The 26,232-nt window shown below is 71.1% G+C and carries 26 protein-coding genes, 1 tRNA gene and 1 pseudogene; 18 read left to right on the forward strand and 10 right to left on the reverse strand.

The window, feature by feature from the left end:
• Positions 1-111: 111 nt before the first annotated feature.
• Together ACIBH3_RS16250 and ACIBH3_RS16255 are read right to left on the reverse strand one after the other, a co-directional pair.
• Positions 112-702 carry an isochorismatase family protein gene (locus tag ACIBH3_RS16250; RefSeq protein WP_396312614.1) on the reverse strand — a complete coding sequence of 197 codons (591 nt, stop codon included), beginning with the start codon at positions 700-702 and terminating at the stop codon, positions 112-114.
• A gap of 199 nt (positions 703-901) precedes the next feature.
• Positions 902-2,218 (reverse strand): nicotinate phosphoribosyltransferase, encoded by a 1,317-nt coding sequence (locus tag ACIBH3_RS16255; RefSeq protein ID WP_396312615.1) that lies wholly within the window; start codon positions 2,216-2,218, stop codon positions 902-904.
• A 155-nt stretch (positions 2,219-2,373) separates the two neighbouring features.
• Between ACIBH3_RS16255 and clpS the strand changes: the two genes are divergently transcribed.
• From clpS to ACIBH3_RS16290, 7 genes are all read left to right on the forward strand, one after another.
• Positions 2,374-2,667: an ATP-dependent Clp protease adapter ClpS gene (gene clpS, locus ACIBH3_RS16260; protein ID WP_329487840.1), complete on the forward strand. Its 294-nt coding sequence runs from the start codon at positions 2,374-2,376 to the stop codon at positions 2,665-2,667.
• 75 nt (positions 2,668-2,742) lie between these two features.
• Positions 2,743-3,318 carry a DUF2017 domain-containing protein gene (locus ACIBH3_RS16265; protein ID WP_396312616.1) on the forward strand — a complete coding sequence of 192 codons (576 nt, stop codon included), beginning with the start codon at positions 2,743-2,745 and terminating at the stop codon, positions 3,316-3,318.
• 184 nt (positions 3,319-3,502) lie between these two features.
• Positions 3,503-4,945: an amino acid permease gene (locus ACIBH3_RS16270; RefSeq protein WP_396312617.1), complete on the forward strand. Its 1,443-nt coding sequence runs from the start codon at positions 3,503-3,505 to the stop codon at positions 4,943-4,945.
• A 35-nt stretch (positions 4,946-4,980) separates the two neighbouring features.
• The gene (locus ACIBH3_RS16275; RefSeq protein ID WP_396312618.1) at positions 4,981-5,412 is read left to right on the forward strand and encodes a Mov34/MPN/PAD-1 family protein; all 432 of its coding nucleotides are present in this window, start codon (positions 4,981-4,983) and stop codon (positions 5,410-5,412) included.
• A 150-nt stretch (positions 5,413-5,562) separates the two neighbouring features.
• A complete protein-coding gene (locus ACIBH3_RS16280) occupies positions 5,563-5,682 on the forward strand; it encodes a putative leader peptide (RefSeq protein ID WP_396312619.1) in 120 nt (39 codons plus the stop codon).
• Between the two features lie 102 nt (positions 5,683-5,784).
• Positions 5,785-6,063 (forward strand): MoaD/ThiS family protein, encoded by a 279-nt coding sequence (locus tag ACIBH3_RS16285; protein WP_396312620.1) that lies wholly within the window; start codon positions 5,785-5,787, stop codon positions 6,061-6,063.
• 138 nt (positions 6,064-6,201) lie between these two features.
• Positions 6,202-7,170, forward strand: coding sequence for a PLP-dependent cysteine synthase family protein (locus tag ACIBH3_RS16290; protein WP_396312621.1), 969 nt, complete (start codon positions 6,202-6,204; stop codon positions 7,168-7,170).
• A 40-nt stretch (positions 7,171-7,210) separates the two neighbouring features.
• Here the strand turns inward: ACIBH3_RS16290 and ACIBH3_RS16295 are convergent, their stop codons facing one another.
• Complete coding sequence (locus ACIBH3_RS16295) at positions 7,211-7,690, reverse strand: type II toxin-antitoxin system PemK/MazF family toxin (protein ID WP_396312622.1); 480 nt, start codon at positions 7,688-7,690, stop codon at positions 7,211-7,213.
• A 254-nt stretch (positions 7,691-7,944) separates the two neighbouring features.
• Here ACIBH3_RS16295 and ACIBH3_RS16300 point away from each other — a divergent pair, with 254 nt between their 5' ends.
• On the forward strand, positions 7,945-8,139 hold the full coding sequence (locus ACIBH3_RS16300) for a MerR family transcriptional regulator (protein WP_396312623.1): 195 nt from the start codon (positions 7,945-7,947) through the stop codon (positions 8,137-8,139).
• A 196-nt stretch (positions 8,140-8,335) separates the two neighbouring features.
• Positions 8,336-9,082: an MBL fold metallo-hydrolase gene (locus tag ACIBH3_RS16305; protein WP_396312624.1), complete on the forward strand. Its 747-nt coding sequence runs from the start codon at positions 8,336-8,338 to the stop codon at positions 9,080-9,082.
• Between the two features lie 110 nt (positions 9,083-9,192).
• Here the strand turns inward: ACIBH3_RS16305 and ACIBH3_RS16310 are convergent, their stop codons facing one another.
• Positions 9,193-10,452, reverse strand: coding sequence for a PTS transporter subunit EIIC (locus tag ACIBH3_RS16310; RefSeq protein WP_396312625.1), 1,260 nt, complete (start codon positions 10,450-10,452; stop codon positions 9,193-9,195).
• Between the two features lie 483 nt (positions 10,453-10,935).
• Between ACIBH3_RS16310 and ACIBH3_RS16315 the strand changes: the two genes are divergently transcribed.
• Complete coding sequence (locus tag ACIBH3_RS16315) at positions 10,936-11,700, forward strand: maleylpyruvate isomerase family mycothiol-dependent enzyme (RefSeq protein WP_396312626.1); 765 nt, start codon at positions 10,936-10,938, stop codon at positions 11,698-11,700.
• An 18-nt stretch (positions 11,701-11,718) separates the two neighbouring features.
• On the opposite strand, the gene ACIBH3_RS16320 is transcribed toward ACIBH3_RS16315, so the two are convergent.
• Positions 11,719-12,570: an IS5 family transposase gene (locus ACIBH3_RS16320; RefSeq protein WP_396312627.1), complete on the reverse strand. Its 852-nt coding sequence runs from the start codon at positions 12,568-12,570 to the stop codon at positions 11,719-11,721.
• 110 nt (positions 12,571-12,680) lie between these two features.
• Positions 12,681-13,970: a PTS transporter subunit EIIC gene (locus tag ACIBH3_RS16325; RefSeq protein WP_396312628.1), complete on the reverse strand. Its 1,290-nt coding sequence runs from the start codon at positions 13,968-13,970 to the stop codon at positions 12,681-12,683.
• Between the two features lie 434 nt (positions 13,971-14,404).
• Between ACIBH3_RS16325 and ACIBH3_RS16330 the strand changes: the two are divergent.
• The 4 genes and pseudogenes from ACIBH3_RS16330 to rdgB form a co-directional block, all read left to right on the forward strand.
• Positions 14,405-14,647: pseudogene (locus tag ACIBH3_RS16330) on the forward strand (glucose PTS transporter subunit EIIB); the annotation flags it as partial.
• A 143-nt stretch (positions 14,648-14,790) separates the two neighbouring features.
• Positions 14,791-15,516 (forward strand): ribonuclease PH, encoded by a 726-nt coding sequence (gene rph, locus ACIBH3_RS16335; protein ID WP_396312629.1) that lies wholly within the window; start codon positions 14,791-14,793, stop codon positions 15,514-15,516.
• Between the two features lie 209 nt (positions 15,517-15,725).
• Positions 15,726-16,115, forward strand: coding sequence for a hypothetical protein (locus ACIBH3_RS16340; protein ID WP_396312630.1), 390 nt, complete (start codon positions 15,726-15,728; stop codon positions 16,113-16,115).
• 66 nt (positions 16,116-16,181) lie between these two features.
• Positions 16,182-16,790 carry an RdgB/HAM1 family non-canonical purine NTP pyrophosphatase gene (gene rdgB / locus ACIBH3_RS16345; protein WP_396312631.1) on the forward strand — a complete coding sequence of 203 codons (609 nt, stop codon included), beginning with the start codon at positions 16,182-16,184 and terminating at the stop codon, positions 16,788-16,790.
• A gap of 75 nt (positions 16,791-16,865) precedes the next feature.
• Here the strand turns inward: rdgB and ACIBH3_RS16350 are convergent.
• Together ACIBH3_RS16350 and ACIBH3_RS16355 are read right to left on the reverse strand one after the other, a co-directional pair.
• Positions 16,866-16,950 (reverse strand) — tRNA-Leu (locus ACIBH3_RS16350).
• Positions 16,951-16,961: 11 nt separating this feature from the next.
• On the reverse strand, positions 16,962-17,672 hold the full coding sequence (locus ACIBH3_RS16355) for an HNH endonuclease signature motif containing protein (protein WP_396312632.1): 711 nt from the start codon (positions 17,670-17,672) through the stop codon (positions 16,962-16,964).
• A gap of 306 nt (positions 17,673-17,978) precedes the next feature.
• Between ACIBH3_RS16355 and ACIBH3_RS16360 the strand changes: the two genes are divergently transcribed.
• On the forward strand, positions 17,979-20,354 hold the full coding sequence (locus tag ACIBH3_RS16360) for a chitinase C-terminal domain-containing protein (protein WP_396312722.1): 2,376 nt from the start codon (positions 17,979-17,981) through the stop codon (positions 20,352-20,354).
• 268 nt (positions 20,355-20,622) lie between these two features.
• On the opposite strand, the gene bcp is transcribed toward ACIBH3_RS16360, so the two are convergent.
• The gene (gene bcp, locus ACIBH3_RS16365; RefSeq protein WP_396312633.1) at positions 20,623-21,099 is read right to left on the reverse strand and encodes a thioredoxin-dependent thiol peroxidase; all 477 of its coding nucleotides are present in this window, start codon (positions 21,097-21,099) and stop codon (positions 20,623-20,625) included.
• A 132-nt stretch (positions 21,100-21,231) separates the two neighbouring features.
• On the opposite strand from bcp, the gene ACIBH3_RS16370 reads away from it, so the two are divergent.
• The 3 genes from ACIBH3_RS16370 to ACIBH3_RS16380 all read left to right on the forward strand — a co-directional run bounded on the left by ACIBH3_RS16370 (position 21,232) and on the right by ACIBH3_RS16380 (position 23,465).
• Positions 21,232-21,579, forward strand: coding sequence for a DUF3618 domain-containing protein (locus ACIBH3_RS16370; protein ID WP_396312634.1), 348 nt, complete (start codon positions 21,232-21,234; stop codon positions 21,577-21,579).
• A 226-nt stretch (positions 21,580-21,805) separates the two neighbouring features.
• Entirely contained in the window at positions 21,806-22,108 is a 303-nt protein-coding gene (locus tag ACIBH3_RS16375) for a co-chaperone GroES (protein ID WP_057237824.1), read from the forward strand.
• Positions 22,109-22,262: 154 nt separating this feature from the next.
• The gene (locus ACIBH3_RS16380) at positions 22,263-23,465 is read left to right on the forward strand and encodes a winged helix DNA-binding domain-containing protein (RefSeq protein ID WP_396312635.1); all 1,203 of its coding nucleotides are present in this window, start codon (positions 22,263-22,265) and stop codon (positions 23,463-23,465) included.
• Here the strand turns inward: ACIBH3_RS16380 and ACIBH3_RS16385 are convergent.
• The gene (locus ACIBH3_RS16385; protein WP_396312636.1) at positions 23,462-26,068 is read right to left on the reverse strand and encodes a transglycosylase domain-containing protein; all 2,607 of its coding nucleotides are present in this window, start codon (positions 26,066-26,068) and stop codon (positions 23,462-23,464) included. The two genes, ACIBH3_RS16380 and ACIBH3_RS16385, sit on opposite strands and share 4 nt — an antisense overlap.
• Between the last annotated feature and the right edge of the window lie 164 nt (positions 26,069-26,232).

Genomic DNA, 26,232 nt, shown 5'->3' on the forward strand with positions numbered 1-26,232 from the left:
CAATTGCAGGGCCCCGGCCACGGGGTCGCGAACGCCAGGACCTCAACTCCGTTGACCGGACCGGACCGGACCGGACCGGACCGGCCCGGAGATCCGGCACCGCAGGGCGGGCTAGTCGCGCACGACGGGCGTGCCGACCAGCGTCACCCCGGCCGCCCGGAGCTCCTCCAGCGCCGCGGCCGTGGTCTGCGGTGCGACGCCGGCCGTCAGGTCCAGCAGGACGCGGGTGGTGAACCCCGCCCGCGCCGCGTCGAGCGCGGTGGCCCGGACGCAGTGGTCGGTGGCGATGCCGACCACGTCGACCTCGGTGACCTGCCGTTCCCGCAGCCATTCGGCCGGGCCGCGGTTGTTCTCGTCCAGCCCCTCGAAGCCGCTGTACGCCGCCGAGTAGGCGCCCTTGTCGAAGACCGCCTCGATCGCACCGGAGGTGACGGACGGGGCGAAGTTGGGGTGGAAGCCCACCCCCTCGGTGCCCGCCACGCAGTGCACGGGCCAGCTGTCGATGTAGTCGGGCTCGGCGGAGAAGTGGGCCCCCGGGTCGATGTGGTGGTCACGGGTGGCGACGATGTGCTGGTAGCCGGGGGAGGACTCGGCGATCAGGTCGGTGACGGCGGCGGCCACCTCGGCACCCCCGGCGACGGCGAGGCTGCCGCCCTCGCAGAAGTCGTTCTGCACGTCGACGACGATCAGTGCCCGGTGCATGGCTGGCATCCTCGGTTGAGTGGGTCTGTGCGGTGGGGGCAACTCTAGGGAGTGACGTGCGTAGGCGGAAGTCCGAGGGACGGGCAGGCGCAGCGCCCCGCCGGGCGGGCGGGCGGCGTCGAGCGGCCCGGCCAGCCCGGCCAGCCCGGCCAGGTCGGCCCGTCGCGAGCCGGCACCGGCCGTCCCGAGCCCGCCCCGGTCAGGCCGGGGTCTCGGTGGCCAGTACCGGCTCGCCCTTGGAGAGCTGGGTGGCCGAGAGCGGCAGCGCGGCGCGCGCCCGGACGTGCCGCTCCCGCGCGGCGGCCAGCGGCTCCCGCCCGACCACCTCGCCCGCGCGGACCAGCGGCACCTGGAGCCGGTGCGCGGTGAGCTCCTCGGGCACGGCGCCGGTGCCGATCACCTCGGCCTCGGCGACGCCGTCCGCGTCGGGCCGCCGGGCGGCCCACTTGCGCCCGCCGACGCTCGTCTTGCCGCCGGCCGAGCGCTTGGCGACCGGCAGTAGCTCACCGCCGGGGGTGCTCTCCCGGGCGACCAGCTTGTAGACCATCGCGCAGGTGGGGTGGCCGCTGCCGGTGACCAGGCTGGTGCCGACGCCGTAGCCGTCGACGGGGGCGGCGGCGAGCGCGGCGATGGCGTACTCGTCCAGGTCCGAGGTCACGATGATCTTCGTGTCCCGGGCGCCGAGCTCGTCCAGCTGCCGGCGGACCCGGTGGGCGAGCAGGGTGAGGTCGCCGGAGTCGATCCGGACGGCGCCGAGTTCGGGGCCGGCCACCTCCACGGCCGTGCGGACCGCCTCCCTGAGGTCGTAGGTGTCGACCAGCAGCGTGGTGCCGCGGCCCATCGAGGCGATCTGCGCGGTGAAGGCGTCCCGCTCGCTGTCGTGCACCAGGGTGAAGGCGTGCGCCGCCGTGCCCCTGGTCGGGATGCCGTACCGGAAGCCGGCCTCCAGGTCGGAGGTGGCGTCGAAACCGGCGATGTACGCGGCGCGGGCGGCGGCCACGGCGGCCTGCTCGTGGGCCCGGCGGGCGCCCATCTCGATGCAGGGGCGCCCCCCGGCGGCGGACGTCATCCGGGAGGCGGCGGCCGCGACGGCCGAGTCGAAGTTCAGGATCGACAGGATGACCGTCTCCAGGATCACCGCCTCGGCGAAGCTGCCCTCCACGGTGAGCACCGGCGAGCCGGGGAAGTAGACCTCGCCCTCGGGGTAGCCCCGGACGTCGCCGCGGAAGCGGTAGTCGGCGAGGTAGCGCAGGGTGTCGTCCTCGACCACGCCCTCGTCGGCCAGCCAGTCCAGCTGCGCTGTGCTGAAGCGGAAGTCCTCGATGGCGTCCAGGACCCGGCCGGTGCCGGCCGTCACGCCGTAGCGGCGGCCGTTGGGCAGACGCCGGGTGAACACCTCGAAGACGGAGCGGCGGTGTGCGGCCCCGCTGCGCAGTGCGGCCTGCAGCATGGTGAGCTCGTAGCGGTCGGTGAGGAGCGCGGTCGACCCGGCCGCGCGCACTGAAGTGGCGTCCATGCCGATGATGCTACTACTACTTAGCGTCAGAGTGACGATTTCTCTTTCGCAGGTGTTTCGGCCGGTGTCGGGGCGGAATCGCCCGCAGGTCCCCCGGATGGCAGCATGGGGGGCGAAAGAGCATATGGGACAGCGTGCAGCGAGGAGAGCCAGCGGTGAGTGTCGCGCCCGTGGAGATCGAGCGCCCGGAGGTCGAAGGCCTGCCGGTGGCGGAGCCGGACACGCCCTGGGTCACGATCGTCCACAACGACCCGGTCAACCTGATGAGCTACGTCCAGTACGTCTTCCAGGCCTACTTCGGGTACCCGAAGGACAAGGCCAGGAAGCTCATGATGGAGGTGCACAGCAAGGGCCGGGCGGTGGTCTCCAGCGGATCCCGCGAGGAGATGGAGCGGGATGTCCAGGCGATGCACGGCTACGGGCTGTGGGCCACCCTCCAGCACGACTAGCCCATGACCGGCTTCCCTCCCGTGCACCCGGGGAGCGGTGCACACGACGACGACAAGACGGGCTGACCGATACCGATGGCTGGGTTGTTCGAGAGTGCCGGCGACGGGAGCGCGGCGATCGCGCTGGACGAGCTGGAGGCCTCCATCCTGCGCTCTCTCGAGGTGCAGATGCTGGAGCTGATCGGGCCCGGGCCGGGCAAGGGCGGTGACGACCCGCTGGCCGCGCTGTTCGCCGAGGGCCCGACCGAGGCGCCGTCCGACCCCGCGCTGGCCCGGCTGTTCCCCGACGCGTACGGCGAGCCGGGGCAGCCGGTGGACGCGGACACCGCAGCCGCCGCCGGGGAGTTCCGCCGCTACACCGAGATCGACCTGCGCACCCGCAAGCGCGAGGACGCGCTGCACGTGGTGCGGGCGCTGGACGGCCTGGAGGGCGAGGGCGGCGTACTCAAGCTGACGCCGGCCGAGTGCCTGCGCTGGCTCGGTGCGCTGAACGACCTTCGGCTCACCCTCGGTGCCCGCCTGGAGGTCACCGAGGAGGATGAGCAGGGTCTCTACGCGCTGCCCGACACCGACGAGCGCAAGCCGCTGGTGATGGCGTACCTGTGGCTCGGCGGGATGCAGGAGTCGCTGCTGGACGCGATGGCGGACTGACGCCGCCGGCCCGCGCGGGCCGCCCCCGACCCTCTGTCCGCATGCCGGACAGAGGGTCGTTGCATTAGTGGTCAAATCAGCCGAAAGGTCAACCTGACATGCTCAAATAACGCTCAGATACCAACCGATATCCGGGCATTCCGTGGTACGACTGCTGAACCCCACGAAAGCAGGACGGTGCACCATGGCCGAGCAGACGTATGACGAAGTGACGGATCCCAAACCGGATGAAGAGGGTTATGTCCGGGGCCTGGGCAGCCGCCAGATCCAGATGATCGCCATCGGCGGCGCCATCGGCACCGGCCTGTTCCTCGGGGCGGGCACCGCGATCTCCAAGGCCGGCCCGAGCCTGATCCTGTCGTACGCGGTGGCCGGCGTGGTCATCTTCGTCATCATGCGGGCGCTCGGCGAACTGCTCACCTACCGCCCGGTCTCCGGCAGCTTCGCCGAGTACGCCCGCGAGTTCCTCGGCCCCTTCGCCGGGTACGTGACCGGCTGGACGTACTGGCTGTTCTGGGTCGTCACCGGCATGGCCGAGACCACCGCCGCCGCCGTGTACGTCAACTTCTGGGAGCCGTCCATCCCGCGCTGGATCAGCGCGCTGGTCTTCCTGGTGATCCTCTACGCGGCCAACCTGATCTCGGTGAAGCTCTTCGGCGAGATCGAGTTCTGGTTCTCGATGGTGAAGGTGACGGCCATCCTCGGCATGATCCTGATCGGCGTCGGCGTCCTCACCCTCGGCTTCAGCGACGCCGGTGACACCGCGTCGATCACCAATCTCTGGGCGGAGGGCGGCTTCTTCCCCAAGGGCATCGGCGCCACCGTGATGACCCTGCAGATCGTCATGTTCGCCTACCTCGGCGTCGAACTCGTCGGCGTCACGGCGGGCGAGAGCGAGGACCCGCAGAAGACCCTGCCCCGCGCCATCAACACCCTGCCCTGGCGCATCGCGCTGTTCTACATCGGCGCCCTGGTGATCATCCTCTCGGTCGTCCCGTGGACCGAATTCCAGCCCGGCGTCAGCCCGTTCGTGGCCGCCTTCGCCAAGATGGGCATCCCCGCCGGAGCCGGCATCATCAACTTCGTGGTGCTCACCGCCGCGCTGTCCTCCTGCAACTCCGGCATGTACTCCACCGGCCGGATGCTGCGCGACCTCGCCCTGCGCGGCCAGGCCCCCGGCCGGCTGACCAAGCTCAACGCCAACCGCACCCCGGCCATGGCCATCACCGTCTCCGCGCTGCTGATGGGCGCCGGTGTCGTCCTCAACTACCTGGCCCCGGCCCGGGCGTTCGAGTACATCACCGCCGTCGCCACCGTCTGCGGCATCTGGACCTGGGCGATGATCCTGATCTGCCAGATCCGCTACCGCCGGGCCTGGACCGGCGGACACCTCCCGCCGCCCACCTTCAAGGCCCCCGGCAACCTGGCGAGCAGCTGGCTCGCCCTCGCCTTCCTCGCCCTGGTCGTCGTCCTGATCGGCTTCGACGAGGACAACCGGATCTCGCTCTACGTCTTCCCGGTGTGGGCCCTGCTGCTGGTCGTCAGCTACCAGGTGCTCAAGCGCACCCGGCCGGAGGCCGTCCACGGCGTGCCGCACGACCACCTGCACGTCAGAAACGGACGGTGACCGGGCGCCCGATCCGGCCTGGCTATCCTGACCGCATGCTGACCATCACCCGCGCACTGCACGACGCCATCGTCGCCCACGCCCGGGCCGACCACCCGGACGAGGCCTGCGGCGTGGTCGCCGGCCCGGCCGGGACCGGACGGCCGGAGCGGTTCATCCCGATGCTCAACGCGGCCCGCTCGCCCACCTTCTACGAATTCGACTCCGGTGACCTGCTGAAGCTCTACCGCGAGATGGACGACCGGGACGAGGAGCCTGTGATCGTCTACCACTCGCACACGGCCACCGAGGCCTACCCCTCCCGTACCGACGTCTCCTACGCGTCCGAGCCGCACGCCCACTACGTGCTGGTCTCCACCGCCGAGGGCACCGGTGCGGAGGCCCCCTTCCAGTTCCGCTCGTTCCGCATCGTGGACGGCGTGATCACGGAGGAAGACGTCCAGGTCGTCGAGGCTTACCCGGCCTGACGGCACCCCACCTGGACCCCGGCCCGCCACCCGCCCCCACAGCGGGCGGCGGGCCTCACCTCTGCCGCCCGTCTCACCAGGGGAAACGGAATCATCCGCATCGCGAGATGGGAATGTCGGAGCGGGGCCGGGAATCTATACGATGAGCCCATGCGTTCCGTCGATGTGAGCAACCAGGCACCGGGCATCCGCCTCGTGGCGCGCCTGCACGTCGACCTGTGCCGGCTCGCCAGCGCGATCTGTCCCGGCACGCCCGCCGGCTCGCGCTGAGCCGCCCACCCAGGCCCGCCGCCAGGCACCACGCCCCGGGCCGTCCGCCCCTGCCGCGCCCCTCGCGGCCCACCCACCTCACCCGCACAGGAGCGCACACCCATGGCCATCGAGGTCCGCATCCCGACCATCCTCCGCACCTACACCGACGGCGCCAAGGCCGTTGACGGCACCGGAGCCAATCTGGGGGAACTCTTCACCGACCTCGACTCCCGGCACCCCGGCATCGCCGCCCGGCTGCTGGAGAACGGCGAGCTGCGCCGCTTCGTCAACGTCTACCTGAACGACGAGGACGTCCGGTTCCTGGAGGGCATCTCCACCGCCGTCACCGACGGTGACAGCGTCACCATCCTGCCCGCCGTGGCCGGCGGCGCGTACTAAGGCCCGCCGGTCCGAACGCCCGCCGGACGAACATCCGCCGGACGAACGCCCGGCCGGCCCAAGGCCCGCCCTCCCGCCCGGACCCGCCCGGGCGGGAGGCACCTCGCTCCGCCCCATCCCCGTTGCCGGAGGCTCCCCTTGCGTTACGACAGCCCGCTCGAAGCCGTCGGCAACACCCCGCTGGTCCGCCTGCCCCGCCTCTCCGCGGGCGTCCCGGGCAACGACCAGGGGCTGGTCACGCTCTGGGCCAAGCTGGAGGACCGCAACCCCACCGGCTCCATCAAGGACCGCCCCGCGCTGCACATGATCGAGCGCGCCGAGGCCGACGGCCGGCTCACCCCCGGCTGCACCATCCTCGAACCCACCAGCGGCAACACCGGCATCTCCCTCGCGATGGCGGCCAAGCTCAAGGGCTACCGGATGGTCTGCGTCATGCCGGAGAACACCAGCGAGGAACGCCGCGAACTGCTGCGCATGTGGGGCGCCGAGATCATCCCCTCGCCCGCCGCCGGCGGCTCCAACACCGCCGTCCGGATGGCGAAGGAGATCGCCGCCGAGCACCCCGACTGGGTGATGCTCTACCAGTACGGCAACCCCGACAACGCCGGCGCGCACTACGCCACCACCGGGCCCGAGATCCTCGCCGACCTCCCCGGCATCACCCACTTCGTCGCCGGCCTCGGCACCACCGGCACCCTGATGGGCGTCGGCCGCTACCTGCGCGAGAAGGTCCCCGGCGTGCGGATCGTCGCCGCCGAACCGCGCTACGACGACCTGGTCTACGGGCTGCGCAACCTCGACGAGGGCTTCGTCCCCGAACTGTACGACGCCGAGGTGCTCACCACCCGCTTCAGCGTCGGCTCGGCCGACGCCGTGCGCCGCACCCGTGAACTCCTCCAGCAGGAGGGCATCTTCGCGGGCGTCTCCACCGGCGCCATCCTGCACGCGGCCATCGGCGTCGGCCGCAAGGCCGCCCTGGCGGGCGAGCGCGCCGACGTGGTCTTCGTGGTCGCGGACGGCGGCTGGAAGTACCTCTCCACCGGCATCTACACGGCCGAATCCACCGAGGAAGCCGTCGAGGCGCTCCAGGGCCAGCTCTGGGCCTGACGGCCCCCCGGCCCCACCGGGTGGTGGGGCCGAGCAGGCGCTACACCCGCGCGTGCGCGGCGACGCGCGCCCAGATCTTCCGGTCGACCACACCCGCCCGGCGGCGGAACGCGCCCAGCGGCACCTCGCGCAGCTCGTCCGTCTCCAGCCAGCTGGTACGGCCCTGCCGGTCCCCGACCGAGCCGGGCGGCAGCGGCAGCACCCCGGGACGCTCCGCGTGGTGCTTGCTGGTGATCTTGGCGACGGTCGTCGTCCGGCCGTCCACCCGCAGCACCAGGCACGGCCGGTCCTTGGCACCCGGGCCGTCCTCGAACGGGACCTCGGCCCACCAGATCTCCTGCGGCGCCGGCCGGACGCCGCGCTGCCCCGGGCCCGGGTGGGTGCCCGGCCGCCGGGCCGGAGCCGGAGCCGGCGCCGGCGCGCGGCGGGCCAGGCGCGCCCGGCGTACCAGCGCCACCGCCACCGCGGTCAGCACCCCGCCGCCCGCCACCACCGCCGCGATCACCCAGTAAGCGTTCATTCGCCAGACCGTACCGGCAGCCAAATGCGCCCACCAGTACGACCGCTGTGACAGTTGAGTATTTATCCGTTCGTTGCTCCTGATTCGTCACGAAACAACCACGGAGCCCGTCGTGCGCCCGGCCCGCCCGTCCGGCCCGGAAGGCTGGTCCCGCGCCGGGACCGACCGGTCGGGAGGCCGGACGCCCCGGCCCCGTCCCCCGCGCGCCTTCCCCGTCCGGGTCAAGCCCCGGACCCCCGCCCGGAGGTGGCCCCATGAGCCCGCGCAGCACCGACCTGTGGTCGTATGCCGAGATCGCCCGCCACATCAAGGTCCAGTCGGAGACGGTCCGCAACTACCGCCGGCACGGCCTGCTGCCCGACCCCGACACGCACGACGCCAACGGCCATCCACGCTGGTACCCGGACACCATCCGGGCCTGGGCACGCAACCGCCCCGGCCACCGCTGACGGCCGCCGCGGCGCCCCCGCCGGCCGGAGCGTTCTGGTGATTCCAGCCACAGCGCGGCACGGAGACGGGGGCAAAGTGCCTCTCCGCCCTTACTCTCGACACGCGAACGCAGCGCTACCGACCGGTGTACCGACCGGTAGCAACCGGACTTTTGACCAACACCAGCCAAGACGTGTCGGGGCGGAGGGGCTCGGAATGAAACTGACCGTGGTCGGGTGCTCGGGGAGCTTCCCATCCGCCGAATCACCGTGCTCCAGCTACCTGGTGGAGGCGGACGGCTACCGAGCGGTGCTCGACCTCGGCAACGGCGCGCTCGGCGCGCTGCAGAAGTACTGCGGCCTCTACGAGGTCGACGCCGTCCTGCTGAGCCACCTGCACGCCGACCACTGCATCGACCTCTGCGCGTACTGGGTCGCCCGCAACTACCGCGCCGACGGCTGCCCCGAGCTGCTACCCGTGTACGGTCCGCCGGGCTCCGCCGAGCGCCTGGCCCGCGCGTACGACATGCCGGAGGACCCGGGGATGAAGGAGGTCTTCGACTTCCGCACCCTGCACCCGGGCAGCTTCGAGCTGGGCCCGCTGCGGATCACCGTCGCCCAGGTCAACCACCCCGTCGACGCCTACGCCTTCCGGATCGAGCACGGGGGCCGCTCGCTCGTCTACTCCGGCGACACCGGCGAGTGCGCCGAGCTGGTGGAGCTGGCCAGGGGCACCGACCTGTTCCTCTGCGAAGCCGCCTACACCGACGGCCGTGACACCTACCGGGCCGTCCACCTCAACGGCCGCGAGGCCGGCGAGCACGCCGCCGCGGCCGGTGCCGCCCGGCTGGTGCTCACCCACATCCCGCCGTGGACGGACGCCGAGCGCAACCGCCGCGACGCGGCCGCGGTGTACACCGGCCCGGTCGAGGTCGCGAGACCCGGCGCCGTCTACGAGATCTGACCGGCCCACCGTCAGATCCCCTTGCGGGTGCGGTAGTTACCGGCATGCGACGGCCCCGCCCGGCCGCTCGGGGCAGTGGCGGCAGGACGGGGCCGGGGCGGGGTCGGGCGTCAGGCCTTGGTGACGTCCTCGATCTCCTCGTCGCTCTCGCGGCCGGGGGTCATCAGGTTGAACTTGACGATCGCGAAGCGGAAGACGAAGTAGTAGATCGCGGCGAAGGCCAGGCCGATCGGGATGATCAGCAGTGGCTTGGTTGCCAGGTGCCAGTTGATCACGTAGTCGATCAGGCCGGCCGAGAAGCTGAAGCCGTCGTGGACGCCGAGGGCCCAGGTCACCGCCATCGACAGGGCGGTCAGCACCGCGTGGATCGCGTACAGCACCGGGGCGATGAACAGGAAGGTGAACTCGATCGGCTCGGTGACACCGGTGACGATGCTGGTCAGCGCGAGCGAGGTCATCATGCCCAGGACGACCTTGCGGCGCTCGGGGCGGGCGGCGTGCGCGATGGCCAGCGCGGCGGCGGGCAGCGCGAACATCATGATCGGGAAGAAGCCGGACTGGAACTGGCCGGCCGTCGGGTCACCGGCGAGGAAGCGGTTGATGTCGCCGTTGACCACGGTGCCGGTCGCGTCGGTGAAGCTGCCGGTCTGGAACCAGGCGTAGGTGTTGACGAACTGGTGCATGCCGATCGGGATCAGCGCACGGTTGATCAGGCCGAACAGGCCCGCGCCGGCCGCACCCGCGCCGACCAGGCTGTCGTTGACGCTGGAGATCGCGTCACCGATCGGCTGCCAGCAGAGGCCGAACAGGATGCCCAGGCCGGTGCCGACGAACGCCATGATGATCGGGACCAGCCGGCGGCCGTTGAAGAAGCCCAGCCAGTCGACCAGCTTGGTGCGGTGGTACTTCTGCCACAGCACGGCGGAGAGCAGGCCGACGACCACGCCGCCGAGTACGCCGGGGTTCTGCGGCTTGCCGGCCGGCAGGGCCGCGGTCACGGTACCGTCCGCCGGGAAGGCGGTCAGGACGTTCTTGAAGACCAGGTAGCCGACCAGCGCGGCGAGCGCGGTCGAGCCGTCGGCCTTCTTGGCGAAGCCGATCGCGATGCCCACGCAGAAGAGCAGCGGCAGGTTGCTCAGGATCGCCCCGCCCGCGGTGCCGAAGACCTCGACGAGCTTCGCCGGGAAGTGCCAGTCCTTCTGGACGTCGGGCTGGCCGAGGCGGGCCAGCAGGCCGGCTGCGGGCAGCACGGCGATCGGCAGCTGGAGGCTGCGGCCGACCTTCTGGAGGCCGGGGAGGATTCCGGATCCGAACTTCTTCGTAGGGGACGGAGCCGCGGCGGGCGCCGGTGCCTGCGCAGACGTACTCATGGGGGAGGTTCCTTACGGCAGGGCGGTCGGTCGGGGGTGCACAGGGGGCCGGACCGCGCGGACTGGTCTACACCACATGTGGTGTAGACCAGTTTTGTAGCACGGGTGGAGAAGGGGGGGAAGCCCTGAAAGCCGGGCCAGCGGCAAGTGCTATGAAATCGAAACCTTGTTGCGGAACGGCGATCATGAATAGTGCGGGCGATTGTGCTTTTGGCGATTTGCGCAACAAAATGCGGCCCCGGGCTCCGCTGCACCCCACCAGCGGGCCCCGACGGCCCCTGCCACCGGCGCCGCAGTCCGCGGCGCCGGGCCCGCCCCGCCCCGACGCTCGGCGGGAATGCGAAACGACTGTTCGTCCAGAGCCCTCAGCCCCATTCCGGACAAGCCGAAGGCCCCCGGACAACAGGGTCCGGGGGCCTTCGGCGGGAGAATCGGCGCTAAAATCGAGTGCGAGAGTCCCGGTCCGGGTGATACAAGGTCTGCGTGACTGAGCATCTCTACTTCCCCACCCTGCTGCGGATGATTGACGAGCGGTCCGCCGCGTTCCGCGCCGCCGTCGCCGCGGCCCCCAGCCTCGACGCCGACGTCCCGTCCTGCCCGGGCTGGACGCTGTACGACCTGGCGAACCACCTCAGTGAGGGGGACCGCTTCTGGGCCTACATCGTGCTGAACACCGCGCCGGGCGACGAGCGGCCGAGCAAGGACGGGCTGGCGGCGCCCAGGGAGCGCGAGGCCCTCATAACCTGGCTGGCCGACTCGACGGAGCAGCTGCTTACTGCTCTGCGCGAGGCCGGCCCGGACCGGGGCTGCTGGGCCTGGTGGGAGCCGCTGGCCTCGCCGCACACGGTGGCCGCCGTGGCCCGCCGCCGCGTCCCGGAGTCGCTGATCCACACCTACGACGCCCAGCTGGCCTCTGGTACCCCGCAGGAGCTGCCGACGACCGAGGCGGTCGACGCCATCGAGGAGTTCCTCGCCACCGTCTGCACCGGCACGGTCCCGTGGCGGGGCGAGCCCGCCACCATGGACTACCACGCAGCCGAGGCTGGCTCCTGGCGCCAGACGGTGGACGCCGCCGGTTCCCGCTTCACCCGCCTCACCGCGGCGGAGGCCGCCGAGAGCAAGCCCACCGCCGCCATCTACGGCACGGCGAGCGAGATGGCCCTGCTCATGTACATGCGCATCCCGGCCGGCTCGCTGCGGATGGAGGGCGACGCCGACCTGCTCCAGCAGCTGCAGGACTGGGATTAAGACCGACCGGCAAATGGATCACTTGAGGCGTCGGGTGGTGGGGCGGCCGTCCCAGCGGTAGCGGCTCGTCGAGCGTCGGATGAGCATGCGGAGCGTGACGAGAGTGGCGGCGAGGTAGAGGTAGAAGTCCACGACCTCGCCGCCCCTCTCGGTACAGCGACGGAGCTTTCCGTAGCCGTTCATCCACGAGTGGGTGCGTTCTACCACCCAGCGTTTTCCGGCTTGGATCGGGGCGGGCACGCCCTTGCGTGCGATCTCGGCAGTGAAGCCCAACCCGGCCATCAGCAGACGGGACTTGGCGCTGTCGTAGCCGCGGTCGAGGTTGACGTTGACGGTCTCCGGCATCGCGCCGGCCTGTTCCTTGGCCGCTGCCAGGGTGGGGCCGAGCAGGGGTGAATCGTGCCGGTCGGCCCCGTCGGAGACGATCCCGAGCGGGACACCACAGGCATCGGACGCGACGGAGCGTTTCAGCCCCTGCTTGCCCCGGTCCACCGGGGAGCGCCCGGCCTTGTCCCCACCGGACGGGGCCTTGGTGATGCAGCCGTCCACCGAGATCTCGCTCAGCCCGAGGCCGATCATGCGGTCGTAGGCCTCGAGTGCGAGGGCATGGACCTTCTCGGATATCCCCAGTTCAGTCCACTGCTTGACGCGGCGCCGGATGGTCCGGTCGGAGCATCCGGCGCCAGCGATCCGTTCGTAGCCGGAGCCGTGGACCAGCGCGAGCACGATGTACTCGAAGACGGTCCGGTCTGGAACGCGTCGCCGGTGACAACCCAGCGGATGGCTCTCGGCATATCCGTTCCGCACGGGCAGCAGAGCGGCGAATTGGTCCCACAGGGGTTCCAAAAGGCATGATGGGACCGCAGGCACGAGCCCTCCGGCTGATCACTGAGCGTCAAGAACTCCATGATCACTCAGGCTCGTGCCTGCCTTGCGTTCGGGCCCGCCTGGGCTGCCCCACCCACCATTTGCCGGTCGGTCTAAGCCTTGGTCACATCCTCGACCTGGTCGTCGTCCTCCCGGCCGGGCGTCTTCAGATTGAATTTGACGATGATGAACCGGAACAGCGCGTAGTAGACGAGGGCGAAGCAGGCCCCGATCGGCAGGATCAGCCAGGGCTTGGTGGCCAGCCCCCAGTTGATCACGTAGTCGATCAGGCCGGCCGAGAAGCTGAAGCCGTCATGCACCCCCAGCCCCCAGGTCACCGCCATCGACGCACCCGTCAGCAGCGCGTGCACCGCGTACAGCGCCGGCGCGATGTAGGCGAAGGAGTACTCGACCGGCTCCGTCACACCCGTCACGAACGACGTCAGACCCACCGACAGCATCAGGCCGTAGATCTCCTTGCGGCGGTGCGGCTTCGCCGAGTGCGCGATCGCCATCGCCGCCGCCGGCAGCGCGAACATCATGATCGGGAAGAAGCCCGACTGGAACTGCCCCGCCGTCGGATCACCTGCCAGGAAGCGCGGGATGTCACCGTGCACCAGCATGCCGTCCGGCTTGGTGAAGCTGCCGAACTGGAACCAGACGAATGTGTTCAGCAGCTGGTGCATGCCGATCAGCAGCAGCACCCGGTTCGCCACGCCGAAGACCCCCGCCCCACCCGACCCCAGATCCACCAGCCACTGACTGAAGTCCGTCATGGCCCGCCCGATCGGCGGCCACACCCACACGCAGAGACAGGCGAACAGCATCCCCACCAGTGCGGTGATCATCGGCACCAGGCGGCGCCCGTTGAAGAAGCCGAGCCAGTCGACCAGCCTCGTCCGGTGGAAGCGCACCCACAGCCAGGCCGACATCAACCCGATCAGAATCCCGCCCAGCACGCCCGGGTTCTGGTACACCGCGAGCGAACCCTTCGCCGAACTGAGATCCACGCACTGGTCACCGACCAGCACCGTCGGCAGCTCGCACTTCTCCGGGAAGGCCCGGAGCACCGCGAAGTAGACGAGGAAGCCCACCACCGCCGCGAGCGCCGTCGATCCGTCCGACTTCTTCGCCATGCCGATCGCGACGCCGATGCAGAACAGCAGCGGCAGACCCAGCGCCGAGTCCAGCAGCGCCCCACCCGCCGCCGCGAACACCTTCGCGACCCTGTCCCACCCCAGACCGTCCGCACCGAACACATCCGGCTGGCCGAGCCGGTTCAGGATGCCCGCCGCCGGCAGTACCGCCACCGGCAGCTGGAGGCTGCGGCCCATCTTCTGGAGGCCGCCGTAGAAGGAGTGCCACCATACGGTCCGTGGTGCCGTGGCGCCCGCCGAACTCATCATCGCCCTCCGAGAGCAGTGCCCGTCGACCGGCGGACCGGTCGCGGCGGGAATCCGGAACGGTCGGGGCACTTCCCGCGTTCACCGGAGTGCACATATATTGGTTTAGACCACTCTATTGGTGCAGGGCTGCGCGCGACCGGGGCCGAAGTCCCCGCTGATCGTCATCCTCGGGTGGAGATCCAGAGCGTGCGCGCGGAAATGGGCCAAACGTGGACTAACGTGGCATACCGGTTGCTCTCGGGTGAAGCTGGTCGCGCAACCGCCACCGCACGGCACCACGGCAAGGCGCGGCACGACGCCACCGCACCGCACCACGCCGCAGCACGGCACCACGCCACCACCGCTGAACCCGGGTCAGCACCGGAAGCAACCCACGGCAACAGGGCAGGACGGCACCCGGCACAACAGCCGGACGCGCCGAGACAGAGGGAGAAAGACACATGGCCAGCAAGGCTGAGAAGATCGTCGCCGGTCTCGGCGGTATCGAGAACATCGAAGAGGTCGAGGGCTGCATCACCCGCCTGCGCACCGAGGTCAAGGACGCCTCCCTCGTCGACGAAGCCGCCCTCAAGGCCGCCGGCGCCCACGGCGTCGTCAAGATGGGCACCGCCATCCAGGTCGTCATCGGCACCGACGCCGACCCCATCGCCGCCGACATCGAAGACATGATGTGACCTGAACCCCCGGTCGCCCCACGGCCCGCGCGGCGGCACCCCCGCCACGCGGGCCTCACCCGCCCCCACCGCCGCACGGGCCGCGCCCGCCCGCAACACCGGCACGCCCACCACGTGACCAGGACCGACTACGCTCGGACCCTATGTCACGCATCGACGGCCGCACCCCCGACCAGCTCCGCCCCATCACCATCGAACGAGGCTGGAGCAAGCACGCCGAAGGCTCCGTCCTCGTCTCCTACGGCGACACCAAGGTGCTCTGCACCGCCAGCGTCACCGAAGGAGTCCCCCGCTGGCGCAAGGGCAGCGGCGAAGGCTGGGTCACCGCCGAGTACTCCATGCTCCCCCGCGCCACCAACACCCGGGGCGACCGCGAGTCCGTACGCGGCAAGATCGGCGGCCGCACCCACGAGATCAGCCGCCTCATCGGCCGCTCCCTGCGCGCCGTCATCGACCACCGCGCCCTCGCCGAGAACACCATCGTCCTCGACTGCGACGTCCTCCAGGCCGACGGCGGCACCCGCACCGCCGCCATCACCGGCGCCTACGTCGCCCTCGTCGACGCCGTCTCCTGGGCCCGCGACAAGAAGATCCTCCGCGCCAAGGGCCAGCCCATCACCGGCGGCGTCAGCGCCGTCAGCGTCGGCATCATCGACGGCATCCCCATGCTCGACCTCCAGTACGAGGAGGACGTCCGCGCCGAGACCGACATGAACATCGTCTGCACCTCCGACGGCCGCTTCGTCGAGGTCCAGGGCACCGCCGAAGGCGCCCCCTTCGACCGCGCCCTGCTCGACCAGCTCCTCGACCTCGGCACCCTCGGCTGCGCCGAACTCGACGAGATCCAGCGCAAGGCCCTCGAAGGCTGACACCCCCGATCGCGCCGGCCCGGCCCGAGGTCAGACGGACCGCCGGACCGACCGCTCACCGGCGAACCCGGTACCGGGCTCCGGACCACGGCTGCTGTACAGGCCGGGCCCGGAGCCCGTACCGTTCCCCGCACCAACACCGCGGAGGGAACCATCGGCCCATCACCGGACGTTCCCTCCACCGGAACCCGCTCACCCAGGAGGACCGGATGCCCCACAGCATCGCCCGCCCCGCCACCCTCGCCGTGGCAGCGCTCATCGCCGTCCTCCCGCTCAGCGTGGTCAGCTGCTCCGCCGCCCAGAAGGCACTGGACTGCGGCAACACCGCCATCAAGATCACCAGCGACATCAGCGACGTCACCAACGCCTTCAACAACGCGAGCAACGACGCCGCAGCCGCCGGGCAGTCCCTGCAGAACCTCAAGAACGACCTCGACCAGCTCGGCAAGAACTCCAAGAACACCGACGTCGCCCAGGCCATCACCGACCTCAACACCCAGGTCAACAAGATCCAGCAGGCCGTCGACGCCAAGCAGGTCCCCGACCTCAAGCCCCTCGGCGACGCCGCCGGCAACCTCACCAAGGTCTGCACCGGCTGACCGCCTCGGCCACGGCCCCTCGGCCACGGCCCCTCGGCCACGGCCCCCTTGGCTAGGGTTGGCCCCATGAGCACCCGACGACTCGTCCTCGCCACCCGAAACCAGCACAAGGTCGCCGAACTGCGCGCCATCCTCGGCGACGCAGGGCTGGACGTCGAACTGGTCGGCGCCGACGCCTACCCCGAGATCCCCGACGTCCCCGAGACCGGCGTCACCTTCGCCGAGAACGCCCTCCTCAAGGCCCACGCCCTCGCCAAGGCCACCGGCCTGCCCGCCGTCGCCGACGACTCCGGCCTCTGCGTGGACGTCCTCAACGGCGCCCCCGGCATCTTCTCCGCCCGCTGGGCCGGCAAGCACGGCGACGACCGCGCCAACCTCGACCTGCTGCTCGCCCAGCTCTCCGACATCGCCCCCGAACACCGCGGCGCCCACTTCCGCTGCGCCGCCGCCGTCGCCCTCCCCGACGGCACCGAACGCGTCGTCGAGGGCCGCCTGCCGGGCGAACTGCGCACCGCCCCCTCCGGCGACGGCGGCTTCGGCTACGACCCGATCCTCCAGCCCCTCGGCGAGACCCGGACCTGCGCCGAACTCACCGCCGACGAGAAGAACGCCATCAGCCACCGCGGCCAGGCCTTCCGCGCCCTCGCGCCCCTCGTCCGCGACCTCCTCGCCTGACGGGTCGTCCGGGCGCAATGAAGGGCCCGCCCCGGAGAAGATCTCCGGGGACGGGCCCTTCATTTCTTAGGCAAGTGCGGCCGAAGGGATTCGAACCCTCACGGGTGCAAGACCCACTGGCACCTAAAGCCAGGGCGGCTGCCAATTACGCCACGGCCGCATGTCGCCAGTCTAAGGCTTCTGCTGCTCCAGGGACACCGTCATTTGCCTCTGTGGCGGCACGGTGGGTGCGGCTGCGAGGGCGGAGCGCTTGTTCTTGTTCCTTCCACAGTAGGTGTCGGTGATGGCGTGGCAGTTCGGGCAGAGCAGTCGGAGGTTGCCGGGGCGGTTGTCCGACCAGTCCCCGTTGATGTGGTCCACCTCGAGGGTGAGCGGACGACCGCGCCACTCGGGCCCGATGTCACAGCCCTCGCAGATGTCCGGTCGACCGAGTTCGGCCAGGGCACGCCGGATCCTGCTGCCAGGGATTCGTTTGGCCTCCCTTGGGCGTTGCACCAGCAGTTCTTCGGGTCGGAGTTTGGTGGGGAACTTCTTTCCCCGGTTGTGCGCCTGGCCGGTGAAGTGTGAAGTATCGATCCCGAACGCCTTGATGCGTCGCCCGGTATGGGCCTGGGTGCCACCGGCCTGACGTTGCTGGAGGTGGCGGACGACGCCCGCCACGCTCTGCGAGGCTGCGACGGCCTCCTGCGGCAACTCCTTCGTGTAGACCGTGCCGGCCTGCCGGAAGTGCGAGTTGTCGATCGCGCAGGCGGTGAGCTTGCGGCGAAGGTACCGGCGGTTGTAGCGGTCAGGCTCGCGGCCGAGCGAGACCAGAGCCTCATCAAGCGTTGTGGCCGCTGCTGCAGCCTTCTTCAGTGCGTCATGGGTGTAGTTGAGCTGCAAGGTGTTCCTCCGGGCCGTGGTCGTGCGCCCGTCCCCCGTTCGTTGAACGAGGGGGAGGGGGTGGAGGTCACGGGGTGACGGGGGAGTGAGGGGGAATCTTTGCCAATTGGTACAGACCTATTGACCTGCATGGTTCAGACCACATAGCTTCGGCGGCAATCTTGTATCCCCACGTGCGCGCTCCCCACAGGCGTGTGCCGACACTCTCTCCTGGAGGACCGAGTGTTGATCCGAACCACCGCTGAGCGGCGCCCCACCGCTGCTCGCGGCCGCAAACGTCCCTGGGGCCGGGCCGGTGTCGCCTCGCTGGCGGTGGCGGGGCTGGCCGGTCTGCTGGTCGCGACGCTCGGTGCGGCTCCCTCGCAGGCGTCGGCGGCCGTGGACAACGCGTCCTGTCGGCCGGACGGCATGTATGCCACGCCCGGTGTCGACGTGCCGTACTGCAGCGTCTACGACGAGGCCGGCCGGGAGAAGATGGGGCCGGACCACCAGCGCCGCATCATCGGCTACTTCACGGGCTGGCGCACCGGCAAGGACGGCACGCCGGCGTACCTGGTGAACGATGTCCCCTGGGACAAGGTGACCCACCTCAACTACGCCTTCGGGCACGTCGACAGCGGCAACCGGCTCTCGGTCGGCGCCGACGGCGCCACGAACGCCGCGACCGGGATGACCTTCCCCGGGGTGCCGGGCGCCGAGATGGACCCCTCGCTGCCGTACCAGGGGCACTTCAATCTGCTGACGAAGTACAAGAAGCAGCATCCGAACGTCAAGACCCTGATCTCGGTGGGTGGTTGGGCCGAGACCGGCGGCTACTTCGGGGACGACGGCAAGCGCGTCGACTCGGGTGGCTTCTACTCGACGACGGTCAACGCGGACGGCAGCGTCAACCAGGCTGGTATCAACACCTTCGCGGACTCCTCGGTCGACTTCATCGAGAAGTACGGGTTCAACGGCGTCGACATCGACTACGAGTACCCGACCTCGATGAAGGACGCGGGCAACCCGCTGGACTGGCCGACGGCCAACGCCAAGCGCGGCTCGCTGGTCAAGGGCTACGCGGCGCTGCTGAAGACGCTGCGCGAGAAGCTGGACCGGGCGGGGGCGGCGGACGGCAAGCACTACCTGCTGTCGATCGCCTCGCCGTCCTCCGGCTATCTGCTGCGCGGGATGGAGACCTTCCCGGTCACGCAGTACCTGGACTACGTCAACGTCATGTCGTACGACCTGCACGGCGCGTGGAACAAGTACGTGGGTCCGAACGCCTCGCTGTTCGACGACGGCAAGGACGCCGAGCTGGCGGCCGCCAACGTGTACGGGACCTCGCAGTACGGCGGCATCGGCTATCTCAACGCGGACTGGGCGTACCACTACTTCCGCGGTGCGATGCCGGCCGGGCGGATCAACATGGGCCTGCCGTACTACACCCGGGGGTTCAGGAACGTCACCGGTGGCACCAACGGCCTCTGGGGCACCTCCGTCACCAGTACCTGCCCGGCCGGGGCGGGTCTGACCACGTGTGGGGACGGCGCGGTCGGCATCGACAACCTCTGGCACGACCTGGACGACGCGGGCAAGGAGGCCCCAGCGGGCTCCAACCCGATGTGGCACGCCAAGAACCTGGAGAAGGGCGTCGTCCCGGACTACCTGGCGAAGTACGGGCTGAGCGACACCGCGCTGCAGGGCAGCTACGCCCGCAACTACAGCTCCACGCTGGTGGCGCCGTGGCTGTGGAACGACGACAAGAAGGTGTTCCTGTCGACCGAGGACGAGCAGTCGGTCGCGGCGAAGGCGGACTACATCGTCGGCCAGGGGGCCGGCGGCACGATGATCTGGGAGCTCGCGGGCGACTACCGCTGGGACGCGGCGGCGAACGGCGGCAAGGGCGAGTACGTTCAGGGCTCGACGCTGACCTCGCTGATGTACGACAAGTTCAAGGCGGCCTCGCCGTACGGCGCGGTGCGCTCGACCACGGCGCTGCCGCAGCGGACGCTGCCGGTGGAGGTGTCCTTCACCAACTTCGCGCTGGGCGACTCCAACTACCCGATCAACCCGAAGATCCACATCGTCAACAGCTCCACGCTGACGCTGCCGGGCGGTACGGAGTTTCAGTTCGACTACGGCAATTCCGCGCCGGGCAACGCCAAGGACCAGTCGGGCTTCGGCCTGACCGTCATCAGGCAGGACAACCCGGGGCCGGGCAACGTGGGCGGTCTCAAGGGCACCTACAACCGGGTCTCGGTGAAGCTGCCGGGCTGGCAGTCGCTGGCGCCGGGCGCGTCGGTCGACCTGGACTTCGTCTACTACCTGCCGGTCTCGACCCCGGCGAACTGGACGGTCAACGTCGGCGGGACGCTGTACGGCCTGGCGGGTGACCTGGCCCGTGGCACGAGCGGTGGCGGTACGGCGTCCCCGACGGCCACGCCGAGCCCCACCGCGACCGCGACCGCGACCGCGACCGCGACGGTCACCCCGACCGCCACGGCGAGCCCGACCGCCACGGCCACCCCGACCGGCGGCAGCTGCACCGCGCCGAGCTGGGACGCGGCCGCCACGTACGCCACCACCGGCACCAAGGTGTCCTGGAAGGGCCACACCTACAGCAACAAGTGGTGGACCAAGGGCGAGGACCCCGGCACCACCGGCCAGTGGGGCGTCTGGAGCGACCTCGGAGCCTGCTGACCCGATCGACGGGGAGGCGCATCGAGGTGAGGGACGGCGGTGGGGGGGGCCCCCCGGGGGGGGGGGGGCCGCCCCCCCCCGGGGGGGGGGGGGGGCCGGGCCGCGGGCCCCCCCCCCCGCGCGGGGGCGCCCGGCCGCGCCCCGCCGGCGGGCGACCCCCGGGGGGGGGGGGGGGGGGGTGGGGGGGGGGGGGGGGGGGGGGGCCCCCGGGGGGGGGGGGGCCCCCCCCCACCGCTGCGGTGCCGTCCGGGCCGGGGCCGGCGAGGCCTCAGGCCGCAGCGATCTTCAGGTCGCGCAGCAGCTTGGCGACATGGCCGGTGGCCTTGACGTTGTAGAGGGCGTGTTCGACCTTGCCCTGCTCGTCGACGATCACGGTGGATCGGATCACGCCGACCACGGTCTTGCCGTAGAGGCTCTTCTCGCCGTAGGCGCCGTAGGCCTTCAGGACGGACTTCTCCTCGTCGGAGAGCAGGGTGACCTTCAGGTCCTCGGTCTCGCGGAACTTGCCGAGCTTCTCGGACTTGTCCGGGGAGATGCCGATCACGTCGTAGCCGGCACCGGAGAAGACCTCCAGGTTGTCGGTGAAGTCGCAGGCCTGGGTGGTGCAGCCGGGGGTGAGGGCGGCGGGGTAGAAGTACACGATCACCTTGCGGCCGAGGTGCTCGGCAAGGGACACCTGCTTGCCGTCGGCGTCGGGCAGGGTGAAGGCAGGCGCGGTGTCTCCGGCCTGGAGGCGCTCGCTCACGGTGGATCTCTCCTCGTGCTGGACGGGTGGTCGTGCCACGGCAAACTTACCCCTGTTGGTGGGTGGGGCCGCGCGTGCGTGCCAGCCAGCTGACAAACTGGGTCAGTCGCACAGGACAACATCGTGAATGGGGTGGCCCTAGTGGGCGAGGCGAGTACGAAGGACAAGGCGCGGACGACCGCCCAGATCGAGGCGGACATCGCCCGGACCCGCACCCAGCTGGCGTCCACCCTGGACGAGCTGGCGGTGCGTGTCCATCCGACGACGATCGCTGCCCAGGTGAAGGCGAAGGCGCTGGCCTCGGTCGAGCAGAAGGCCGGCCGGGCGTACGTGGCGGCGAGCGGGGCCGTCGAGCGGGCGAAGGCGCAGTTCGTGGACGAGAAGGGCCGGCCGCGTAAGGAGCGGATCGTCCCGGTGGCGTTGGTGGGTGCCGGTGTGGTGCTGCTGGTGGCTTCGGCGCGTCGGCGTCGGAAGGGCTGAGCAGGGCTGACCTGCCTCCCGCGGGGGCCGGGCCGGGTGCGTCGGACGGACGCGCCCGGCCCTTTCCGTCTCCCGGTTCAGCGGCACGTCGTGCCGGGCCAGGGTCACGTCGCGGTGCCGGGGCGGGTACGGTCGGGGCGTGAGTACCAACGAGGAGCGGACCCCGCAGCACGATCAGCACGACCACCCCCGGCACGACCGGCTGGGCGAGAAGCTGCCGATCAAGATGCTGCATGACCGGGTCCTGGTGAAGACCGAGGGCAGCGAGGGCGAGCGGCGCTCGACCGGCGGAATTCTCATCCCGGCCACGGCGGAGCTTTCGAAGCGCTGTACGTGGGCGGAGGCGGTGGCCGTGGGCCAGAGCGTGCGCTCGGTGGAGCCCGGTGACCGGGTGCTGTACGACCCGGAGGACAAGCTGGAGGTCGAGGTGCGCGGCGCGACGTACGTGCTGCTGCGCGAGCGTGATCTGCACGCGGTGGCGGCGATGCGCTTCGGTGATGCGGAGGGTTCGACCGGCCTGTACCTGTGAGTCCTTCCCGGTGTGTGTCTTTCCCGGTGAGTTCTGCTCGCCGGGTTCGGTGCCGCCCCTGGCCGTGCGCGGTCCGGGGGCGGCACCGCCGCCGTTCTGCGCTGTTCGCGCGTTCGGAGGTCCGGGCGGGGGGCTGCGGCATAGGGTCGCCGGTATGAGCAGCCGCCTTCCCCGGATCAGTGACGAGCAGCGCCGTGCCCTGGTGGGGCGGCGCCACCTGCTGGTGCCCGCGTGCCGTGCCGCGACGGTGGAGGAGGTGGCGGACGCGGTGGTCGGGCTGCATGCGACGGATGCCGCGACGGTGTACCTGTCGGCGTGCGCGCGGCTGGCGGAGCCTTCGGCGGCGGAGGTGGAGCGGGCGTTGTACGAGGACGTGACGCTGGTGAAGCTGCTCTCGATGCGGCGGACGATCTTCGCGGTGACCGAGGGCTTCGCGCCGTTCGTGAGTTCCTCCACGGCCAGGGCCATCGCGGCCAAGGAGCGGGCGACGCTGGTCAAGCACCTGGGGCAGTTCGCGCAGGGCTGGGACGAGGCTCGGTTGGCGCGGACCGAGCGGGAGGTGCTGGCGGCGCTGGGGGAGCGGGGTGAGGCGACGACGGGTGAGCTCGCCGAGGCGGTGCCGGCGTTGCGCGAGACGATGCTGATGGCGCAGGGCAAGCCGTACGAGGCGAAGCAGAGCGTGGGGAGCCGGTTGCTGCGGCTGCTGGCTTCGGACGGGCATGTGCGGCGGTGCCGGCCGCGGGGGTCGTGGCTGAGTACGAGCTATCCGTGGGCGTTGGTGCCGCAGTGGCCGGACCTGCCGGTGCGGGAGGCGAAGGCGGAGGTGGCGCGGCGGTGGTTGGCCGGGTACGGGCCGGCCACGGTGGAGGACCTGAAGTGGTGGACGGGCTGGACGCTGGGCGACACGCGTAAGGCGCTGGCCGATGTCGGTGTGCGTGAGGTGGAGCTGGAGGCCGGTCCGGGGGTGGCGTTGCCCGTGGGCGGTGATGCTGACGGTGACGAGGATCTGGACGGGGGCGCGCCGGGGGCCGGTGAGCCGTGGGCGGCGTTGCTGCCGGCGCTGGACCCGACGGTGATGGGTTGGCGGGGGCGGGACTGGTACCTGCGTCCGGAGGATGTGCCGCTGCTCTTCGACCGGGCGGGCAATGCCGGGCCGACGGTGTGGTGGAACGGCCGGGTGGTGGGTGGTTGGGCGCAGCGGGCGGACGGTGAGGTGGTGTGGCGGCTGTTCGTGGATGTGGGGGCGCAGGCGGTGGCCGCGGTGGAGGCGGAGGCTGCGCGGTTGGCGGGGTGGCTGGGGGCGGTGCGGGTGACGCCGCGGTTCCGTACGCCGTTGGAGCGGGAGTTGACGGCCTAGGGCGCCGGGTGGGTGGCCGTCCTGTGCCCGGTGGGTCCGGTCAGCCGGGTGGTGCGCTGGCGGCGGTGGGGGGTCGGTCGGTGGCTGTCGGGGGCGGGCCTGGGCGGGGAGGTGGCTGCGGGTGTGGGGGCGGGTGCCCGGGTGGTTTCGGGTGCGGGTGTGGGCTGGGTGGGCCGCGCCGGGGCGGGTGGGGGCGGTGAGCTGGGTGGTGCGGAGGGTTGTGGTGCGGGGGCGGCCGGCGGGGTGGGGGTCGGGTCGGCGGTGGTGGCGGTGGGGCGGACGGGTGTGGGCTGGCCGGGCCGGGTGGGGGAGCCGGGGCGGGTGCGGGTGGGTCTGGCGGTGGGGCGCTGCCTGACGGTGTTGCCCCGGCTGGGTTGGAGGTCGAAGCGCCGGACGGGGGTGCCGTCCAGGGCGTCCCGCATGTAGGCGGTCCAGATCTCGGTGGGGAAGGTGCCGCCGTTGACGCGGGTGAGGCCGGCGGTGCCGTTCAGCGGTTCCTTGGCGTGGGTCTTCGGGTTCTCGCGGAACAGGCCTACGGTGGTGGCGAGTTCGGGGGTGTAGCCGGCGAACCAGGCGGCGAGGTCGGAGTCGGTGGTGCCGGTCTTGCCGGCGGCGGGGCGGCCGAGTTCGAGGGCGGCGGCGCCGGTGCCGGCGGGGCTGACGACCTGCCGAAGGACGTCGGTGACGGCGTCGGCGGTGCCCCGGTCGAGGGCGGTTCTGGCGGGGTGGTCGGGCAGTTCGGGGGGGTCGGCGTGGCCGGGGCGTTCCAGTTTGAGGACGGCCCAGGGGGTGCGGGCCTGGCCGTGAGCGGCGAGGGCGGCGTAGGCGGCGGCGAGGTCGAGGGCGCTGGGGGTGGCGGTGCCGAGTGCCATGGAGGTGTTGGCGGGGTCCATGCCCGGGGTGTTGTCGGGGAGGCCGAGGCGGAGGGCGGTCTGCCGGACGTCGTCGAGTCCGGCGTCGACGCCCAGTTGCGCGTACACGGAGTTGACGGACTTGACCATCGCCTCGCGCAGGGTGATCGGCCCGAAGTCGTCGTCGTCCTCGTTGGGTGGTGCGTAGGGGGTGGGGCCGCCGACGACGGGTCGTTCGCTGGTGCCGTCGTAGACGGTCTCGGTGGTGATCGGGAGGTCGTCCTCGGTGGTGTGGCCGTCGGTGAGGGCAGCTGCGAGGTCGAAGGGTTTGAAGGTGGAGCCGATCTGGTTGTCCTGGCGCAGGGCGTCGTTGTAGGGCTGCCGGGCGTAGTCGGGGCCGCCGTACGCGGCGACGATGCGGCCGGTGGCGGGTTCGACGGAGGCGCCGGCGACGCGGACGTCGGTGTCGGTGGCGGGGCGGGCCTTGGGGTCGAGTTCGGCGGTCAGCTCCTGTTGGACGGCGGCGGCGAAGGCGTCCTGGCGGTCCTTCTCGAAGGTGGTGGTGATCCGCCAGCCGCCTGCTCGCAGGGCGGTGGCGTCGATGGCGCCGGTGTTGGCGAGGTAGCGGTCGGCGATGTCGACGAGGTAGCCGGCCTGGCCGCTCAGGCCGGTGACGGGCTTCGGGTCGACGGGTTCGGGGAAGGTGGTGCCGGCGCGGGTGGCGGGGTCGAGGAAGCCGAGGGTGACCATGCCGTCGAGGACGTAGTTCCAGCGGGCGAGGGCCTTGGCGCGGTTGGCGGGGGTGGTGTTCTTGACGTCGTAGGCGCTGGGGGCCTGGAGCAGGGCGGCCAGGTAGGCGCTCTGGGCGGTGTCGAGCTGGGAGACGTCGATGTTGAAGTAGGCGTGGGCGGCGCTCTGGATGCCGTAGGCGTTGCGGCCGAAGTAGCTGGTGTTGAGGTAGCCGGCGAGGATCTCGTCCTTGCTGCGCCGCTGGTCGACCTTGAGGGCGATGAAGAGTTCCTTGACCTTGCGGGAGACGGTCTGGTCCTGGGTCAGGTAGTAGTTCTTCACGTACTGCTGGGTGATGGTGGAGCCGCCCTGGGTGCCCTTGCCGGTGAGGGTGTTCCAGCCGGCCCGGGCCATGCCGGTGAGGTCGACGCCGGTGTTCTGGTAGAAGGAGCGGTCCTCGGCCGAGACGGTGGCGTGCCGGGTGTCCAGGGGGATCTGCTCGATCGGGACGTCGCTGCGGTTGACGGCGCCGGTGCGGGCGATCTCGGTGGTGCCGTCGGCGTAGTAGTAGATGTTGTTCTGGGCGACGGCGTGGGCATTGGGGTCGGGCACCGGGACGATCAGGTAGAGCGTGGCGAAGGCGGCCACGCCGAGCAGGAGCAGGCCGGCCAGGGCGCCGAGGGTGACCCGCCTGGTGGGGAGGGCGCGGCGCCGGGGCGGCCGGGCATGGCGGCGGGCGGCGCGTTCGGTACGGGCGGTGCGACGGTGGTCGCCGCGGGTGTGGCGGGCGTCCGTGGCACCTGTCGTGCTCGGCGCGCCTGTGGCACCTGTGGCACCTGCGGTACCCGGGGGTGTCGGGGCGCTTCGGGCGTTGGGTGCGGTGCGCGCGCGGGAGGCTGCTCGGCCACGGGGCGACGTCCGGGCGCCGGGCATGGCCGGGGTGGCGGGCGCGGTCCGGCCGGGGGACGTCGTCCGAGTGGGTGGCGCTGGTCTGGCGGGCTGGTCGGGTGGCTCCTGACTCATGGGGTGATTATGGGTGATTTGACACTGAATCAGGTGTTTTTGCTGCACGGCGAGCGCGGCAAATACAGCTGCGTGCCGTGATCGGCGGCGGTACGGTGAAAGGTGAAAACCGCACAGTGCAGCAGGTTGCCGCAGCCCCGCCCGCCGCCCGGTCACCCCCGGGG

Source organism: Kitasatospora sp. NPDC050543, assembly GCF_044457565.1.
In the GTDB taxonomy this organism is placed as follows: Bacteria; Actinomycetota; Actinomycetes; order Streptomycetales; family Streptomycetaceae; genus Kitasatospora.

What these genes read in the sequence shown, in the direction of transcription:
- ACIBH3_RS16300 (WP_396312623.1), top strand. Translation starts at nt 7,945, where the DNA reads ATGAGCCCGCGCAGCACCGACCTGTGGTCGTATGCCGAGATCGCCCGC.
- ACIBH3_RS16270 (WP_396312617.1), top strand. Translation starts at nt 3,503, where the DNA reads ATGGCCGAGCAGACGTATGACGAAGTGACGGATCCCAAACCGGATGAA.
- ACIBH3_RS16255 (WP_396312615.1), bottom strand. Translation starts at nt 2,218, where the DNA reads ATGGACGCCACTTCAGTGCGCGCGGCCGGGTCGACCGCGCTCCTCACC.
- ACIBH3_RS16325 (WP_396312628.1), bottom strand. Translation starts at nt 13,970, where the DNA reads ATGAGTTCGGCGGGCGCCACGGCACCACGGACCGTATGGTGGCACTCC.
- ACIBH3_RS16310 (WP_396312625.1), bottom strand. Translation starts at nt 10,452, where the DNA reads ATGAGTACGTCTGCGCAGGCACCGGCGCCCGCCGCGGCTCCGTCCCCT.
- ACIBH3_RS16380 (WP_396312635.1), top strand. Translation starts at nt 22,263, where the DNA reads ATGAGCAGCCGCCTTCCCCGGATCAGTGACGAGCAGCGCCGTGCCCTG.
- ACIBH3_RS16385 (WP_396312636.1), bottom strand. Translation starts at nt 26,068, where the DNA reads ATGAGTCAGGAGCCACCCGACCAGCCCGCCAGACCAGCGCCACCCACT.
- ACIBH3_RS16295 (WP_396312622.1), bottom strand. Translation starts at nt 7,690, where the DNA reads ATGAACGCTTACTGGGTGATCGCGGCGGTGGTGGCGGGCGGCGGGGTG.
- ACIBH3_RS16285 (WP_396312620.1), top strand. Translation starts at nt 5,785, where the DNA reads ATGGCCATCGAGGTCCGCATCCCGACCATCCTCCGCACCTACACCGAC.
- rdgB (WP_396312631.1), top strand. Translation starts at nt 16,182, where the DNA reads ATGAGCACCCGACGACTCGTCCTCGCCACCCGAAACCAGCACAAGGTC.
- ACIBH3_RS16280 (WP_396312619.1), top strand. Translation starts at nt 5,563, where the DNA reads ATGCGTTCCGTCGATGTGAGCAACCAGGCACCGGGCATCCGCCTCGTG.
- ACIBH3_RS16340 (WP_396312630.1), top strand. Translation starts at nt 15,726, where the DNA reads ATGCCCCACAGCATCGCCCGCCCCGCCACCCTCGCCGTGGCAGCGCTC.
- ACIBH3_RS16265 (WP_396312616.1), top strand. Translation starts at nt 2,743, where the DNA reads ATGGCTGGGTTGTTCGAGAGTGCCGGCGACGGGAGCGCGGCGATCGCG.
- ACIBH3_RS16250 (WP_396312614.1), bottom strand. Translation starts at nt 702, where the DNA reads ATGCACCGGGCACTGATCGTCGTCGACGTGCAGAACGACTTCTGCGAG.
- ACIBH3_RS16375 (WP_057237824.1), top strand. Translation starts at nt 21,806, where the DNA reads ATGCTGCATGACCGGGTCCTGGTGAAGACCGAGGGCAGCGAGGGCGAG.
- ACIBH3_RS16305 (WP_396312624.1), top strand. Translation starts at nt 8,336, where the DNA reads ATGAAACTGACCGTGGTCGGGTGCTCGGGGAGCTTCCCATCCGCCGAA.
- rph (WP_396312629.1), top strand. Translation starts at nt 14,791, where the DNA reads ATGTCACGCATCGACGGCCGCACCCCCGACCAGCTCCGCCCCATCACC.
- ACIBH3_RS16275 (WP_396312618.1), top strand. Translation starts at nt 4,981, where the DNA reads ATGCTGACCATCACCCGCGCACTGCACGACGCCATCGTCGCCCACGCC.